Annotated in this window: 7 protein-coding genes and 2 rRNA genes; 5 read left to right on the top strand and 4 right to left on the bottom strand. The window is 60.4% G+C overall.

The genetic code is table 11. The features are described from left to right. Both rrf (JNA92_RS26255) and rrf (JNA92_RS25425) read left to right on the top strand, forming a co-directional pair. Positions 1-77, top strand: a 5S ribosomal RNA gene (rrf, locus tag JNA92_RS26255); the annotation flags it as partial. Between the two features lie 109 nt (positions 78-186). Continuing rightward, a 5S ribosomal RNA gene (gene rrf / locus JNA92_RS25425) occupies positions 187-302 on the top strand. 164 nt (positions 303-466) lie between these two features. On the opposite strand, the gene JNA92_RS25420 is transcribed toward rrf (JNA92_RS25425), so the two are convergent. Beyond that, positions 467-1,156 (bottom strand): GntR family transcriptional regulator, encoded by a 690-nt coding sequence (locus JNA92_RS25420; protein ID WP_241807206.1) that lies wholly within the window; start codon positions 1,154-1,156, stop codon positions 467-469. Positions 1,157-1,360: 204 nt separating this feature from the next. Here JNA92_RS25420 and lapG point away from each other — a divergent pair, with 204 nt between their 5' ends. Together lapG and lapD are read left to right on the top strand one after the other, a co-directional pair. Continuing rightward, complete coding sequence (gene lapG, locus JNA92_RS25415; RefSeq protein WP_241807205.1) at positions 1,361-2,122, top strand: cysteine protease LapG; 762 nt, start codon at positions 1,361-1,363, stop codon at positions 2,120-2,122. A gap of 10 nt (positions 2,123-2,132) precedes the next feature. Beyond that, on the top strand, positions 2,133-4,079 hold the full coding sequence (gene lapD / locus JNA92_RS25410) for a cyclic di-GMP receptor LapD (RefSeq protein WP_241807204.1): 1,947 nt from the start codon (positions 2,133-2,135) through the stop codon (positions 4,077-4,079). A gap of 53 nt (positions 4,080-4,132) precedes the next feature. Here lapD and JNA92_RS25405 read toward each other — a convergent pair whose 3' ends face one another. From JNA92_RS25405 to JNA92_RS25395, 3 genes are read right to left on the bottom strand one after another with little or no spacing between them, the layout of a single operon-like run. Further along, complete coding sequence (locus tag JNA92_RS25405; RefSeq protein WP_241807203.1) at positions 4,133-5,509, bottom strand: HlyD family type I secretion periplasmic adaptor subunit; 1,377 nt, start codon at positions 5,507-5,509, stop codon at positions 4,133-4,135. Continuing rightward, positions 5,499-7,655: a type I secretion system permease/ATPase gene (locus JNA92_RS25400; protein WP_241807202.1), complete on the bottom strand. Its 2,157-nt coding sequence runs from the start codon at positions 7,653-7,655 to the stop codon at positions 5,499-5,501. Before JNA92_RS25400 ends, JNA92_RS25405 begins: the two co-directional genes overlap by 11 nt. 44 nt (positions 7,656-7,699) lie before the next feature. Further along, on the bottom strand, positions 7,700-9,037 hold the full coding sequence (locus JNA92_RS25395) for a TolC family outer membrane protein (RefSeq protein ID WP_241807201.1): 1,338 nt from the start codon (positions 9,035-9,037) through the stop codon (positions 7,700-7,702). A gap of 351 nt (positions 9,038-9,388) precedes the next feature. On the opposite strand from JNA92_RS25395, the gene JNA92_RS25390 reads away from it, so the two are divergent. Beyond that, positions 9,389-16,100: retention module-containing protein (locus JNA92_RS25390; protein WP_241807200.1), on the top strand; the 6,712-nt coding region annotated here is incomplete at its 3' end.

The following is a 16,100-nucleotide window of genomic DNA, read 5'->3' as shown; positions in this document are numbered from 1 at the left end:
CCGAACTCAGTAGTGAAACGATGCATCGCCGATGGTAGTGTGGGGTTTCCCCATGTGAGAGTAGGTCATCGTCAAGATTCATTTCGCAAAACCCCTATCTGCGCGAGCAGGTAGGGGTTTTGTCTTTAAGTAGGAACCATAGAGATTCGCGGGTACGTCCACAGGACGGACCGGCACACAGAATTTCTTGACGACCATAGAGCATTGGAACCACCTGATCCCATCCCGAACTCAGCAGTGAAACGATGCATCGCCGATGGTAGTGTGGGGTTTCCCCATGTGAGAGTAGGTCATCGTCAAGATTCAAATCCAAAGCCCCTGTCTGCGCTGCAGACAGGGGCTTTGTCTTTTCCGGGTATGCGCGTAGCTTCGCCATGCGTTGTGCCTGCAACCGCTGGGCAGCCAGATAACCAGCCTGCTGCGGTAGTCGCTACAGCGTGTTGGCAACCGTCAAGTGCAAGCCCGCTTACTCAGTTGCCTGCTTGTCCAGGTAATTCCTGATAACCCGCGCGCCATTGTTCAGATGCTGCTCCAACACCCTCACGGCCTCATCGACCAGCTTGTCGTTGGCGGCATCCGCCAGCGCGTTGTGATCGTCCTGGGTCAGCTTGCCCAGGCCCATCGACGACAGATGAAAACGCAAGAAGCGCTCCTCCTCGTTGAGCTCGTTCTCGATCAGCTGCAGGAGTTTCTGGTTCTGAGCCTTGCAGTACAAGGCCATGTGGAATAGCCGGTTAAGGCGGCCGATCTCGGCGTGGCGAGTCTCGCTTTCCAATTGCCGGATGTAACCACGTGCGCGGGCGATATCATCGGCATCTAGCAGGGGAATGGATTGGCGCAGCGCCTCGGACTCAAGCAGAACCCGCAATGCATAACTGTCGACCGCATCTTCGCCAATCAAGGGTGCCACAACCGCGCCCTTGTGCATCTCCACCTTGAGCAATGATTGCGCTTCCAGCTGGCGCAGCGCCTCACGCACAGGCATGCGGCTGACGCCATACAGGGTAGCCAGTTCTTGTTGGCGCACGGCGGTACCGGGCGGCAGGCGGCCATCGAGTATGGCACTGCGTAAGCGTTCTTCGATCACGCCACGAGCCAGGTTTGCCGGTAGCTGTTCGCTCGCCAGCACATTGCTGAGTTTGATTTTCTCGGCCACGCGAAGTCTGCCTCGACGCCTAAAGTTGGATCCAATGACACTAGTAACAGCCAAGGCCCCTTGTCAAACCAGCGCCCTCGGTGGGGCGAGCGAAAACAAGGCCTTGAGATATGGTGGAGGAAGACGCCTGGCAAAGGAAGCGACATATACAAAGCATTAACTGGAAAGTCTTGGGTACCCGACCACCGGAGGGATGATTGCAGGATGCCATTGTTTTTTATGCTGACAGGCCGCACCATCGCTGCTTTCGACTGGTCTGAGCAGGTCTTCGCAGTGGCGATACCCTCGGTAATCAAAACCGCCGCGCGACGTGTCGGCCTTGCCGTTTTGCTGGGCAGCTTGCTGCTGGGCGGTTTGCGTGCGGATTGGGATTTTTCCGAGATCAGTCGCAAGTCGCAGACCCTGTATGGCCCACTGGGCGCTGGCAAAGGTCGCATCGATGCCTGGCAGAGGATGATGGCCACTCAAAACCAAGGCTCCGAGCTACAACGCTTGCAGGCAGCCAACCAGTTTTTCAACCAGCAGTTGCGCTATGTCGAAGACATCGACCTATGGCATGAAGTCGACTATTGGGCCACGCCCATTCAGGCCTTGATCAAGGGCGCTGGCGATTGTGAAGACTATGCTATCGCCAAATATTTCAGCCTGCGACGCATGGGCATTCCAAGTGAAAAGCTGCGCATCACCTACGTCAAGGCCTTGCGCCAGAATCGCGCGCACATGGTGCTGACCTATTATTCAAGCCCACAAGCCCAGCCGCTGGTACTCGATAGCCTGATGGACGCGATCAAGCCGGCCAGCCAGCGTACTGACCTCTTGCCGGTCTACGCCTTCAATGGTGAAGGCCTCTGGTTGACCGGGGCTGCGGGTAACAAGAAAGTCGGTGACACCAAGCGTTTGTCTCGCTGGCAGGACTTGCTAAAGAAAATGCAGGCCGAAGGGTTCCCGGCCGAACCGGTTTACTGAAGGAGCACAGATGTCACTGTTCAAACAATTGCTGTTGGCCATTTGCCTGTTCCTGGTGGTCGCGTTCAGCGGCAGCTTCATGGTCAGCCTGGAGAGTTCACGCAGCCAGTACGTCAACCAGCTGCGCTCACATGCCCAGGATGCTGCCACGGCGCTAGCGCTTTCGTTGACGCCGAACATCGATGACCCGGCGATGGTAGAGCTGATGGTCAGCTCGATCTTTGACAGTGGCTATTATTCGAGCATCAAGGTCGTCGACCTAGGCTCAAATGCGGTGCTGGTGGAGCGTCACGCCGAGCCGGACCCGGGTGGTGTCCCTGCGTGGTTCATCCACTTGATCGGCCTCGAAGCCGCCGGCGGTGATGCCATCGTCAGCCGAGGTTGGCAACAAGCTGCGCGTGTCGAAGTCATCAGCCACCCGATGTTCGCCATCTCCAAACTCTGGCAGAGCGCTTTGGGCAGCCTGGGCTGGCTGCTGCTCTGCGGCGCAGCGAGCGCAGTACTCGGAGCCTTGCTGTTACGTCGCCAATTGCGGCCGCTGGACTACATGGTCGAGCAGTCCCACGCCATCGCCCGCCGCGAGTTCCTCAGCCTGCCTGAGCTGCCGCGCACGCCCGAGTTGCGTCGTGTGGTGCAAGCCATGAACCAGATGGTCGAGAAGCTCAAGGCCTTGTTCAACGAGCAGGCTGAGCGCAGCGAGCGGCTACGTACCGAGTCGTATCAGGACAGCCTGACCGGGCTTTCCAACCGCCGGTACTTTGAAATGCAGCTCAATACCCGAGTCAGCAACCTTGAAGAGGCGAGGGCCGGTTACCTGCTGTTGTTGCGTGTTCAGGACCTCACAGGCCTCAACGCCCGCTTGGGTGGCCAACGAACCGACCAGCTGTTGCAGGCGGTCGGCGTACAGCTGCAGCGTACCTGTGCCAAGTTCCCGGAGACCAACGACCTGATTTCCCGCAGCCGTGGCGGTGAGTTCGCTGTGCTTGCCCCAGGCATGGTGCACGAAGAGGCAGTACAGCTTGCCCAGGCCCTGGAGGCTACGCTACAGAGCCTGCACGAGACGGGCGCCACCGATGTCGACCCGGTAGCTTGTATCGGCCTTGCGCCATTCAGCCCGGGCGATGCGCCGCAAGCGCTGTTGAAACTTGCCGATGAGGCCCTGGCCCGGGCTGAAAACCAGCCGACACCCGGCTGGGTTTGCCTTGAGCAAGGTGCCGCGGCTATTGCTGGCGATAGCCATCACGACTGGCACACGCGGCTTGAGCAAGCCTTCGTCAACGGCCAGTTCGAACTGTTCTTCCAACCGGTTGTGGATTGCAAGGACGTGCAGCGCGTACTGCATTACAAAGTCATTTCCCGGCTGCACGATGATGACGGCGAGGCAGTCCCGGCCGGCCGCTTTCTGCCGTGGCTGGAGCGCTTTGGCTGGATGCCGCGGCTGGATGTACTGGTGCTTGAAAAAGTGCTGGCGCACTTGCGTAGCCATGATCAGGTGCTTGCGCTCAACCTGTCGGCTGCGACCTTGGCCGACCCCAACGCTCTGCAGCGGGTATACGATCTGCTTGGGCAATACACTGCACTCGGGTCGCGCCTGGTCCTGGAAATCGGTGAAGAGCAATTGCCTGCGCAAGCCGTGCTCGAGCAGTTGACTCGACGCTTGCACGGGCTTGGTTTCGGGCTGGCGCTGCAGCGTTTTGGTGGCCGCTTCAGCATGATCGGCAACCTGGCGCACTTGGGCCTGGCGTACCTGAAGATCGACGGAAGCTACATCCGCAATATCGACCATGAGCAACACAAGCGTTTGTTCATCGAAGCCATTCAGCGGGCAGCGCACAGTATTGATCTGCCGCTGATTGCTGAACGGGTCGAGACCGAAGGAGAGCGACAGGTACTACTGGAAATGGAGGTTCAAGGTATTCAGGGGCAGTTGGTGGGTGAGCCCGCCCCGTGGCGCTGACTGCGCCGGAGAGAGCACGTGCAGCACCCTCCTCAGTGCTGCACGTGTGACAGTCAGCGTTCGCGCAGGGCTTCAGAGCGGGCCTTCATGATCGGTTTTAGCAGGTAGCTCATGATGGTCTTCTTGCCGGTCATGATATCCACCGTCGCTACCATTCCCGGGATGATCAGCAAAGGTTTCTCGTCGGTGCCCAAGTGGCTTTTTTCCGTGCGCAGCTTGATCAGATAGTACGTGGTCTTCTTGTCTTCATCGGTGATGGTGTCGGCACCGATCTGCTCCAGCGTGGCCTTCAAACCGCCGTATATGGTGTAGTCGTAGGCTGTGAACTTGACCGTCGCTTCTTGGCCGGGGTGCAAGAATGCGATGTCCTTGGGCAGGATCTTCGCCTCGACTACGAGGCTGTCATCCAGCGGCACGATCTCGACGATATCGCTGCCCGGCTGGATCACGCCACCGACAGTGTTTACCAGCAGCTGCTTGACGATGCCGCGTACCGGTGAGCTGACCATTGTGCGGTTGACCCGGTCATCCAGCGCCTTGCCCGTGGCGGTGGCCTTGTTCAACTCGGTACGTGCCTCGTTGAGCTGGGTCAGCGCCTCGCTGCGAAACTTGCCACGGGTTTCTTCAATCTTGCTCTGCACTTCCTTGATAGCCGCTTCGGCGCGCGGAATCGCCAGTGCGGTGGAGTCCATCTGCCCGCGGTTTTCAACTTCTGCGCGGCGCAAACGTAGCACTTCCACCTGGGAGATAGCGCCTTGGGCTACCAGGGGCTCGGACATGGCAATTTCCTGGCGCAGCAACTGCAGGCTGTTGGCGTACTGTGCCCGCTTGGAGGTGAACTCGCGCAGTTCCTGCTGTTTCTGCACCAGTTGCTGTTCCAGGCCGCTGATCTCATCATGCAGCTGCTGACGCCGGCTCTGATACAGCGACTGCTCGCTGGCGGCCTGGTTCGGTGCGGCCTTGCGCAGCTCTTCATCGATTTGCAGCGGCTTGTCGTCCACTTCTGCGCTCAAGCGCTGCACCCGCAGGGCCATCGCCAGACGATCGGCTTCGGTTTCACCAACGTTAGAGGCGAAGCGTGTTTCGTCCAGCCGCAGCAATGGCTCACCAACTTCGACGATCTGCCCCTCCTTGGCATAGATCTGCGCGACGATGCCCCCTTCCAGGTTCTGAATTTTCTGCACTTTGGAGGATGGAATGGCCTTGCCTTCACCGCGGGTAACTTCATCGATGGGAGCCACGCTGGCCCAGACGATCATGACCAGGAAGAAGGCGATGATGCCCCAGATGGTCAGGCGCACGATGCGCGGTGCGTCTTCGATCAGCGCTTTGTTGACCTCGGGCAGCGGTTGCCCGGCAAGGGATTCCGAACCTTTGAAGTAACGGCGCAGGCTGTCCTTGAAACGCCCTATATCCAGCTTATGCAACACTGATCTGCCCCTTTTTCAGCGCATCCATGACGGCGGCTTTCGGGCCATCCGCAACAATCTGTCCTCGGTCGATGACGATCAACCGGTCCACCAGCGACAGCAAAGACGCCCGGTGGGTGACCAGCAAAACGGTCTTGCCTTCGATGACGGCGGCCAGGCGCTGCTTGAGGCGTTCTTCACCGGTGTTGTCCATGGCACTGGTGGGCTCGTCCAACAGCAGGATCTGCGGGTTGAGCAGCAGCGCCCGGGCCAGGGCGACGTTCTGCCGCTGCCCACCGGAAAGGTTCTGGCCGCGTTCGCCAACCTGCAGTTCGTAGCCGTCGGGGTGCAGGCGAGCGAATTCATGCACGCCGGCCAGCTCGGCAGCTTGCAGGATCAGTTCGTCTTCAATGTAGCGGGCACCGCTGACAAGATTGTCGCGCAAGGTGCCTGCCAGTAATTGAATGTCTTGCGGGACATAGCCGACGTTATGGCGCAACTCACTGACGTCGATCTGGCGGATGTCCACGCCATCGACCAGCAAGGAGCCATTGTCTGCCTCGTACAGGCCGACGATGAGCTTTGCCAGCGAGCTTTTGCCCGAGCCGCTGCGCCCGATGATGCCGACCTTCTCACCCGGGCGGATGTTCAGGTTGATACCTTTGAGCGCCATGTTCTGCTGATTGGGGTAGGTGAAATCTACACCCCGGAATTCGACCGCGCCCTGCAGCACCTGACGGCTCAGCGGACGCTCTTCGAAATTGCGCTCCTGCGGTAGCTCCATCATCTGGTCGGTGGCCACCATGGTCACCTTGGCCTGCTGGTAGCGGGCCAGCAAACCGTTGAGCGAGCTCAGCGGGCCGAGGGCGCGCCCGCTGAGCATGTAGCAGGCGACCAGGCCGCCCATGCTCAGGTTGCCGTCGATGATCAGGTAAACCCCAACGCAGATCATCGCCACGCCCGCCAACTGCTGGATGAGCAAGGTGATGTTCATGGCCAGGCTCGACAGCACCTTGACGCGCAGCTCGAGGCGGCTGAGGGTGCCAAGGGTCTGCTCCCACATGTACTGGCGTTCGCTCTCGGCGTTGTTGACCTTGACTGCGTCCAGGCCGGCCAGCGTTTCGATCAGGCTGGACTGGCGCTCCGATGCCAGCGCCATGGTGCGCTCCATGGTCGCCATCAGCGGCTTCTGCAGTGCATAGCCGATGCCCAATGCAAGCGGGAAGGCCAGGATCGGGATCCATACCAGATGCCCGCCGATGATGGCGATGACAAGCAGGATCAGCAGGGTGAACGGCAGATCGATCAGGGTGGTCAGTGTGAGCGAAGCGAGGAAGTCGCGCAGACCTTGGAATTCATGGATGTTCTGGGCAAAGCTGCCGACCCGCGCAGGGCGATACTTCATCGACATGCCGACGATCCGCTCGAACAGCGTCGCTGAAATGATCAGATCGGTCTTCTTGCCTGCAAGATCCAGACAGAGGCCGCGCAAGCCTTTGAGAATCAGATCGAATATGTAGGCAAAGCCGATGCCTACCGCCAGCACCCATAGCGTCGACGTGGCCTGGTTGGGAACCACCCGGTCGTACACATTCATCACGAACAAAGGCGCAGCCAGCGCAATCAGGTTGATCACCAGGCTGGCAGCGATGGCGTCGATGTACAGCCACTTGCTGCGCATCAGCGTGTCGCGGAACCACGAGCGGGCGCGCGGGATGAGATTGCCGTGGTTCACATCGAACTTGTGCTGCGGCTGGGCGAAGAACACTTTGCCGCTGTAGTCGCCCTGCAGCGCCTCGCGGCTCACCAGCATCTCACCGCCGTCGCTTTCACTGAGCAGCAAGCGGGCGGTGTCTTCGTTTTCCCAGCCCACCAGCACAGCGCTGCGGCCTTCTTTGAGCAGCAACATGGCCGGCATGGCGATGCTCGGGATCTGCTCCAGCTTGCGCTGAAGTAACCGCCCTTGCAGCCCGGCACGGGCAGCGGCGCGAGGGAGCAGATCCGGGCTCAGGCGCTGGGCCGGCAAGGGCAGGCCGGTAGTCAGCATGGCCCTGCTTGCAGGCTTCTGATGCAGAACACACAGGGTCAGCAGACTATCCAGCAACGGATCATCGTGCTGACTGCGTGGATCGTGGCTGAGGTTCACTCGACTGACTTCGGATTCCACGCGGCGCTCTCTTCATCCTTGCGGGTAGATGATGCGAGTGCGGCTCAGTTCATGCCTGGCAGGTTCACTCGCGGTTTCACGTCATTCTGCACAACGGTGGCCATCGGTGCTACGACACCCTGGCTCTTGAGCAGTTGGCCAATGGTCGCCTTGATTCGGTATTGAGTAAACAATTGTATGTTCTTCACCTCAACCAGACGGCGCTGAGCAGTGAAGGTTTCATTTTCACTGTCGAGCAAGTCGAGCAGCGTGCGTTCGCCAAGGCTGAACTGCTGCTGGTAAGCGCTGCGTACGCGGTTGCTGTGATCGACGTATTGCTGGGCGATTGGCAGCTGGGCGTTGGCGTTCTCTTGCGCATTCCATGCCAGGCCCAGTTCTTCGTTGAGCTGGCGCAGGGCATTATTGCGAATATCCAGCGCCTGGTTGGCCAAGTATGACTTGGACTCCAGGTCAGCCTTGTTGCTGCCGCCGGCGTACAGGTTGAAGTTCATGCGCAGCATGGCCTGCCACTCATTGTTATGGCCGACAGTGCCATCGATGTTGTTATCGGCCGTTCGTCCGAGTTCTGCATCGAAGCGCGGATAGAAGCTCGACTTCGCTGCGTCGTACTGTTTTTCTGCCGCGGCGATGTCCGACTCTGCCGAGCGCAGTACTGGGCTGCTTTCTACCATCTGCGCGCGCGCTTCTTCCAGAGTCGCCGGCAGCAGGTCGATGAAAGGCGCAGGGGCGCTCAGCTCATCCGGCATCTGGCCTACCACGCTGAGGAAGTTGGTGTTGGCATCGGCAAGGTTGGTCTGCTCGGTGATCAAGTTGTTGCGCGCTTGAGCCAAACGGGCTTCGGCCTGATCAAGGTCTGCCAGACGGCCAACACCACGGCTGGTACGCAGCTTGATCTGGTCCAGGATGCGTTCGTGGTTGCGCAGGTTTTCCTCAGCAAGGCGGACCATCTCGCGGCGCGACAGCACGTCCAGATAAACTTGGGCCACGTCGAGCGCGGTGCGCTCAGAGGTGTCCATCAGCGAGTAGGCGCGTGCATTAACGGTGGCTTGTTGACGGCCTACTTCACTGGACGTGGCAAAACCGTCAAAAACCATTTGGCGAAGACGGATTGCTGACTCACCGCGATTGAGGGTTTCCCAACGGTTGCCGGTACTAGGGCTGTCAGTCCCCTCACGTCCGTAACCAGCGGTTACGTCTACCCGCGGCAAATAGCCGCCCCGGGCTGCACGCAACTGGTAATCGGCTGCCACCCGGGCGTTGACACCCGCCTGGATCTCCGGATGAACCTCGAGGGCTTTCTGCATGGCTTCGGGCAAGGTTTGTGCTTGTACGAAAGTGGCGGCAAAGGCGAATGGAAGAGCGGTAAACAGTGACGCACGCATTTTTACTGATCCCCGAGGGCGCTGTTGTCCTGAATCACGGTCGAAGCGGTTCAGGTCTGGAAAATGACAACCTGATTTGACCGATGAGCAACTTCCGACGGGGCACTGGTATTAGTACTAAAGGAAGGGATAGCAACCGTTCAAATATCAATGTGACATTACATTGCCAATTGTTTAGGATGACGACTAGAAGGTCAATACTTTGGCATAAAGTTAATAGCCGGCAGTTATAGACGATATTTTGACGTCAAGCATGCCGGAAACAGTTATCGACACACTTGCGTCTGCAGTGGCACGTAAACGCTGCTCGGAGCATGGAACCAGATCACATCGGGTAACCCGGAGAGTCCAATGAGCAGCGTTGTAGCCATCGTAAAAAGTATTGTTGGCCAAGTCATCGCAGTATCCCCAGAAGGCATCCGGCGTGTACTCATTGAAGGTGATCGCCTGTTGGCCGGTGAAGAAGTGCTCACCGGCCCGGGTGGTGCCGTCACCCTCGAACTGGCCGATGGTCGCTTGCTCGATCTGGGGCGTGATACCCAGTGGAGCGCTGATGCACCCGACAGCAGCACCGACTTGGGTCAGGCCACCGCGCAGGCCGCGCCGTCGGTGGAAGAGCTGCAACAAGCGATCGCTGCGGGCGTGGACCCTACCACCGAACTGGAAGCGCCGGCAGCAGGTCCTGCAGCGGCAGGTGGCGGTTCGGTTGGCGGAGGGCACAGTTTTGTGCTGTTGGAAGAAACAGCAGGCTCGGTGGACCCGACCATCGGTTTCCCGACTGACCCTCTGAGCTTCGCCGCCGACCTTGATGACGAGGAGGTCGGCGGGCTGGATACCGATGCCAACGACACCACCGCCGATACTCCGGCAACGGTCGCCACTGGGCTGACCCTCACCGCCACCCCTTCGATCTCCGAAGCGGGTGGCGTTATCGTTTATACCGCGACGGTCGGCCAGGCACCTACTTCCAACCTGACCGTAACACTGTCCAATGGGGCAGTGATCGTCATTCAGGCGGGCCAGACCAGCGGCACCGTGAACGTGACGATCCCGGCTAACGATACCCCATACGTCGATGGCGGCCAGATTTCCGCCACGGTGACGGGAGCCAGTGGCGGTACTGGCATCACCGTGACCTTGCCGCAGACGCCTGCGGTGACTCAGGTTACCGATACAGTAGACAACACGACTGCGACCCTTACCGCTTCGCCAAGCGTCACCGAAGGTGGCGTGATCACTTACACCGTAACCCTGAGCAACCCCGCCCAGACCCCGGTGACCGTGACGCTGTCGAACGGCCAGACCATTACCGTTGGCGCGGGCAATACCACGGGCAGCGTGGACTTCCAGACGCCGGCCAATGATGTTTACAACAATGGCTCGACAGTCACCGCTACCATCACCGGCGCCACCGGTGGCAATTTTGAGCAGTTGTCGATCAATCCCCAGGGCGCTGTAACCACTATCAGCGACAGCATTGACACGTCGACGGTCACCCTGACTGCAACCCCAAGCGTGGTCGAGGGCGGCACCGTGGTGTACACCGCCTCGGTGTCGGCGCCTGTTACTGGTTCGCCGCTGGTCGTGACCCTGGCCAATGGTCAGAGCATCACCATCGGTGTCGGCGAGTCGTCCGGTTCGGTCAACTTTGTTGCGCCGAATAACGTCTACAACACCAATGCACCGCTGACCAACAGTATTACCAAGGTCGAGGGCGGTAATTACGAGAAGCTGGATACCGCAGGTACTCCAACCACGACGGTTACCGACAGCCCCGCTACTCAGGCGACTACCAGCCTGGTGCTGAGCGCCACTGGCGATGTCGCCGAAGGCGGTCAGATCGTTTACACCGCCACGTTGAGCAACCCGGCGGGCACGGCGATGACCGTGACCTTGAGTAACGGCGCGACCATCAATATCGCGGCTGGCCAAACCAACGGCACTGTCTCTGTTCCAGCCCCGGCGGATGACGTCTACAAAGACGCCGGTCAGGTCAAAGTCACCGTCACCGGCACCACCGGTGGTGACTTTGAAAACCTTGCGGTCAATCCGGCTGAGGCCGTTACCAACGTCAGCGATACGCTCGACACGTCGACCGTCACGTTGACCGCCACTCCAAGCGTGGTCGAGGGCGGCACCGTGGTGTACACCGCGTCCGTGTCGGCCCCAGTCACCGGCAGCCCACTGGTGGTCACCCTGGCCAACGGCCAGAGCATCACCATCGGTGTCGGCGAATCGTCCGGCTCGGTCAACTTCACCGCACCGAACAACGTCTACAACACCAATGCACCGCTGACTAACAGCATCACCAAGGTTGAAGGCGGCAATTACGAACAGCTCGACACCGCTGGCACTCCGACCACCACAGTCACCGATAGCCCGGCTACCCAGGCGACCACGAACCTGGTGCTAAGCGCGACTGGCGATGTCGCTGAAGGCGGCCAGATCGTCTATACCGCGACCTTGAGCAACCCAGCGGGCACGGCAATGACCGTGACCTTGAGCAACGGCGCGACTATCAACATCGCGGCCGGCCAGACCTCCGGCACGGTCTCTGTTCCGGCCCCGGCCGATGACGTCTACAAAGACGCCGGGCAGGTCAAAGCCACCGTCACCGGCACCACCGGTGGTGACTTTGAAAACCTTGCGGTCAATCCGGCTGAGGCCGTTACCAACGTCAGCGATACGCTCGACACGTCGACCGTCACGTTGACCGCCACTCCAAGCGTGGTCGAGGGCGGTACTGTGGTGTACACCGCGTCCGTGTCGGCCCCAGTCACCGGCAGCCCACTCGTGGTGACCCTGGCCAACGGCCAAACCATCACCATCGGCGTTGGCGAGTCGTCCGGTTCGGTCAACTTTGTTGCGCCGAATAACGTCTACAACACCAACACCCCGCTGACCAACAGCATTACCAAGGTCGACGGCGGTAACTACGAGAAACTGGATACCGCGGGTACTCCAACTACGACGGTCACCGACAGCCCGGCTACGCAGGCGACTACCAACCTGGTGTTGAGTGCCACCGGCGATGTGGCCGAGGGCGGCCAGATCGTTTACACCGCCACGCTGAGCAACCCGGCGGGCACGGCGATGACCGTGACCTTGAGCAACGGCGCAACTATCAACATCGCGGCCGGCCAGACCTCCGGCACGGTCTCTGTTCCGGCCCCGGCCGATGACGTCTACAAAGACGCCGGGCAGGTCAAAGCCACCGTCACCGGCACCACCGGTGGTGACTTCGAGAACCTCGCGGTCAATCCGGCTGAGGCCGTTACCAACGTCAGCGATACGCTCGACACGTCGACCGTCACGTTGACCGCCACTCCAAGCGTGGTCGAGGGCGGTACCGTGGTGTACACCGCCTCGGTATCGGCGCCTGTTACTGGTTCGCCGCTGGTCGTAACCTTGGCTAACGGCCAAACCATCACCATCGGTGTCGGCGAGTCCTCCGGCTCGGTCAACTTCACCGCTCCGAACAACGTCTACAACACCAACGCTCCGCTGACCAACAGCATCACCAAGGTCGAGGGCGGGAATTACGAGAAGTTGGATGCTGCGGGTACTCCAACTACGACGGTCACCGACAGCCCGGCTACGCTGGCGACTACCAACCTGGTGCTGAGCGCCACCGGCGATGTTGCTGAAGGTGGTCAGATCGTGTACACCGCGACCTTGAGCAATCCAGCCGGCACGGCGATGACCGTGACCTTGAGCAACGGTGCGACCATCAACATCGCTGCAGGCCAGACCACTGGCCAAGTGACCGTCGCAGCTCCGGCCGATGACGTCTACAAAGATGCCGGCCAGGTCAAAGTCAGCGTTACTGGTACCACCGGTGGTGACTTCGAGAACCTTGCGGTCAATCCGGCTGAGGCCGTAACCAACGTCAGCGATACGCTCGATACCAGCACGGTGACCCTGACCGCCACTCCAAGCGTGGTCGAGGGCGGTACTGTGGTGTACACCGCCTCGGTGTCGGCCCCAGTCACCGGTAGCCCGCTGGTCGTGACCCTGGCCAACGGCCAGAGCATTACCATCGGCGTCGGTGAGTCGTCCGGTTCGGTCAATTTCACCGCGCCGAATAACGTCTACAACACCAATGCACCGCTGACTAACAGCATTACCAAGGTTGAAGGCGGGAATTACGAACAGCTCGACACCGCCGGCACCCCGGCCACGACGGTCACCGACAGTCCTGCTACCCAGGCGACCACCAACCTGGTGCTGAGTGCCACCGGCGATGTCGCCGAAGGCGGCCAGATCGTCTACACCGCGACCTTGAGCAACCCAGCGGGTACGGCGATGACCGTGACGCTGAGCAATGGCGCGACCATCAATATCGCGGCCGGCCAGACCACTGGCCAAGTGACCGTCGCCGCACCGGCCGATGACGTTTATAAAGACGCCGGCCAGGTCAAAGTCAGCGTTACTGTTACCACCGGTGGTGACTTCGAGAACCTCGCAGTGAATCCGGCTGAAGCCGTAACTAACGTCAGCGATACGCTCGATACCAGCACGGTGACCCTGACCGCCAATGCTTCAGTAGTCGAAGGTGGCGTGGTCACCTACACGGCGTCGGTTAGCGCTCCGGTCACCGGCAGCCCGCTGGTCGTGACCCTGGCTAACGGTCAAACCATCACCATCGGCGTTGGCGAGTCGTCCGGTTCGGTCGACTTTGTTGCGCCGAACAACGTCTACAACACCAATGCGCCGCTGACCAACAGCATCACCAAGGTTGAAGGCGGTAATTACGAGAAGCTGGATACTGCCGGTACTCCAACCACCACAGTCACCGACAGTCCTGCTACCCAGGCGACCACCAACCTGGTGCTGAGCGCCACTGGCGATGTCGCCGAGGGCGGTCAGATCGTTTACACCGCCACGCTGAGCAACCCAGCCGGCACCGCGATGACTGTGACCCTGAGCAACGGCGCGACTATCAATATCGCAGCCGGCCAGACCTCTGGCCAAGTGACCGTCGCCGCACCAGCTGATGACGTTTACAAAGACGCTGGCCAGGTCAAAGCCACCATCACTGGCACCACCGGTGGCGACTTCGAGAACCTCGCAGTCAATCCGGCTGAAGCCGTGACCAACGTCAGCGACACGCTCGATACCAGCACGGTGACCCTGACCGCCAATGCTTCAGTAGTCGAAGGTGGCGTGGTCACCTACACGGCGTCGGTTAGCGCTCCGGTCACCGGTTCGCCGCTGGTCGTGACCCTGGCGAACGGTCAAAGCATCACCATTGGCGTCGGCGAATCGTCCGGCTCGGTCGACTTCACCGCACCGAACAACGTCTACAACACCAATGCGCCGCTGACCAACAGCATTACCAAGGTCGAGGGCGGTAATTACGAGAAGCTGGATACCGCAGGTACTCCAACCACGACTGTTACCGACAGCCCCGCTACTCAGGCGACTACCAGCCTGGTGCTGAGCGCCACTGGCGATGTCGCTGAAGGCGGTCAGATCGTTTACACCGCCACGCTGAGCAACCCGGCGGGCACGGCGATGACCGTGACCTTGAGCAACGGCGCGACCATCAATATCGCGGCTGGCCAAACCAACGGCACTGTCTCTGTTCCAGCCCCGGCGGATGACGTCTACAAAGACGCCGGTCAGGTCAAAGTCACCGTCACCGGCACCACCGGTGGCGACTTCGAGAACCTCGCAGTCAATCCGGCTGAAGCCGTGACCAATGTCAGCGACACGCTCGATACCAGCACGGTGACCCTGACCGCCACTCCAAGCGTGGTCGAGGGCGGCACCGTCGTGTACACCGCCTCGGTGTCGGCCCCAGTTACCGGCAGCCCACTGGTGGTCACCCTGGCCAATGGTCAAACCATCACCATTGGCGTCGGCGAGTCGTCCGGCTCGGTCAACTTCACCGCACCGAACAACGTCTACAACACCAATGCACCGCTGACCAACAGTATCACCAAGGTTGAAGGCGGGAATTACGAACAGCTCGACACCGCCGGCACCCCGACCACCACGGTCACTGACAGTCCGGCTACCCAGGCGACCACCAACCTGGTGCTGAGTGCCACCGGCGATGTCGCCGAAGGCGGCCAGATCGTCTACACCGCGACCTTGAGCAACCCAGCGGGTACGGCGATGACCGTGACGCTGAGCAATGGCGCGACCATCAATATCGCGGCCGGCCAGACCACTGGCCAAGTGACCGTCGCCGCTCCGGCCGATGACGTCTACAAAGACGCGGGCCAGGTCAAAGTCAGCGTCACTGGTACCACCGGTGGTGACTTCGAGAACCTCGCAGTCAATCCGGCTGAAGCCGTGACCAACGTCAGCGATACGCTCGACACGTCGACCGTCACGTTGACCGCCACTCCAAGCGTGGTCGAGGGCGGCACCGTGGTGTACACCGCGTCGGTGTCGGCCCCAGTCACCGGCAGCCCACTGGTGGTCACTCTGGCTAACGGCCAAACCATCACCATCGGTGTCGGCGAATCGTCCGGCTCGGTCGACTTCACCGCGCCAAACAACGTCTACAACACCAATGCACCGCTGACCAACAGCATTACCAAGGTCGACGGCGGCAATTACGAGAAGCTGGATACCGCAGGTACTCCAACCACGACTGTTACCGACAGCCCCGCTACCCAGGCGACTACCAGCCTGGTGCTGAGCGCCACTGGCGATGTCGCTGAAGGCGGTCAGATCGTCTACACCGCCACGCTGAGCAACCCAGCGGGTACGGCGATGACCGTGACGCTGAGCAACGGCGCGACCATCAATATCGCGGCCGGCCAGACCTCTGGCCAAGTGACCGTCGCAGCTCCGGCCGATGACGTCTACAAAGACGCGGGCCAGGTCAAAGCCACCGTCACTGGTACCACCGGTGGTGACTTCGAGAACCTCGCAGTGAATCCGGCTGAAGCCGTAACTAACGTCAGCGATACGCTCGATACGTCGACCGTGACCCTGACTGCCAATGCCTCGGTTGTCGAAGGCGGGGTGGTCACCTACACGGCGTCGGTTAGCGCTCCGGTCACCGGTAGCCCACTGGTGGTCACTCTGGCTAACGGCCAGAGCA

It is taken from the genome of Pseudomonas putida, assembly GCF_022627325.1.
Lineage (GTDB): Bacteria > Pseudomonadota > Gammaproteobacteria > Pseudomonadales > Pseudomonadaceae > Aquipseudomonas > Aquipseudomonas putida_X.
This window is presented reverse-complemented; position numbering and strand designations above follow the sequence as displayed.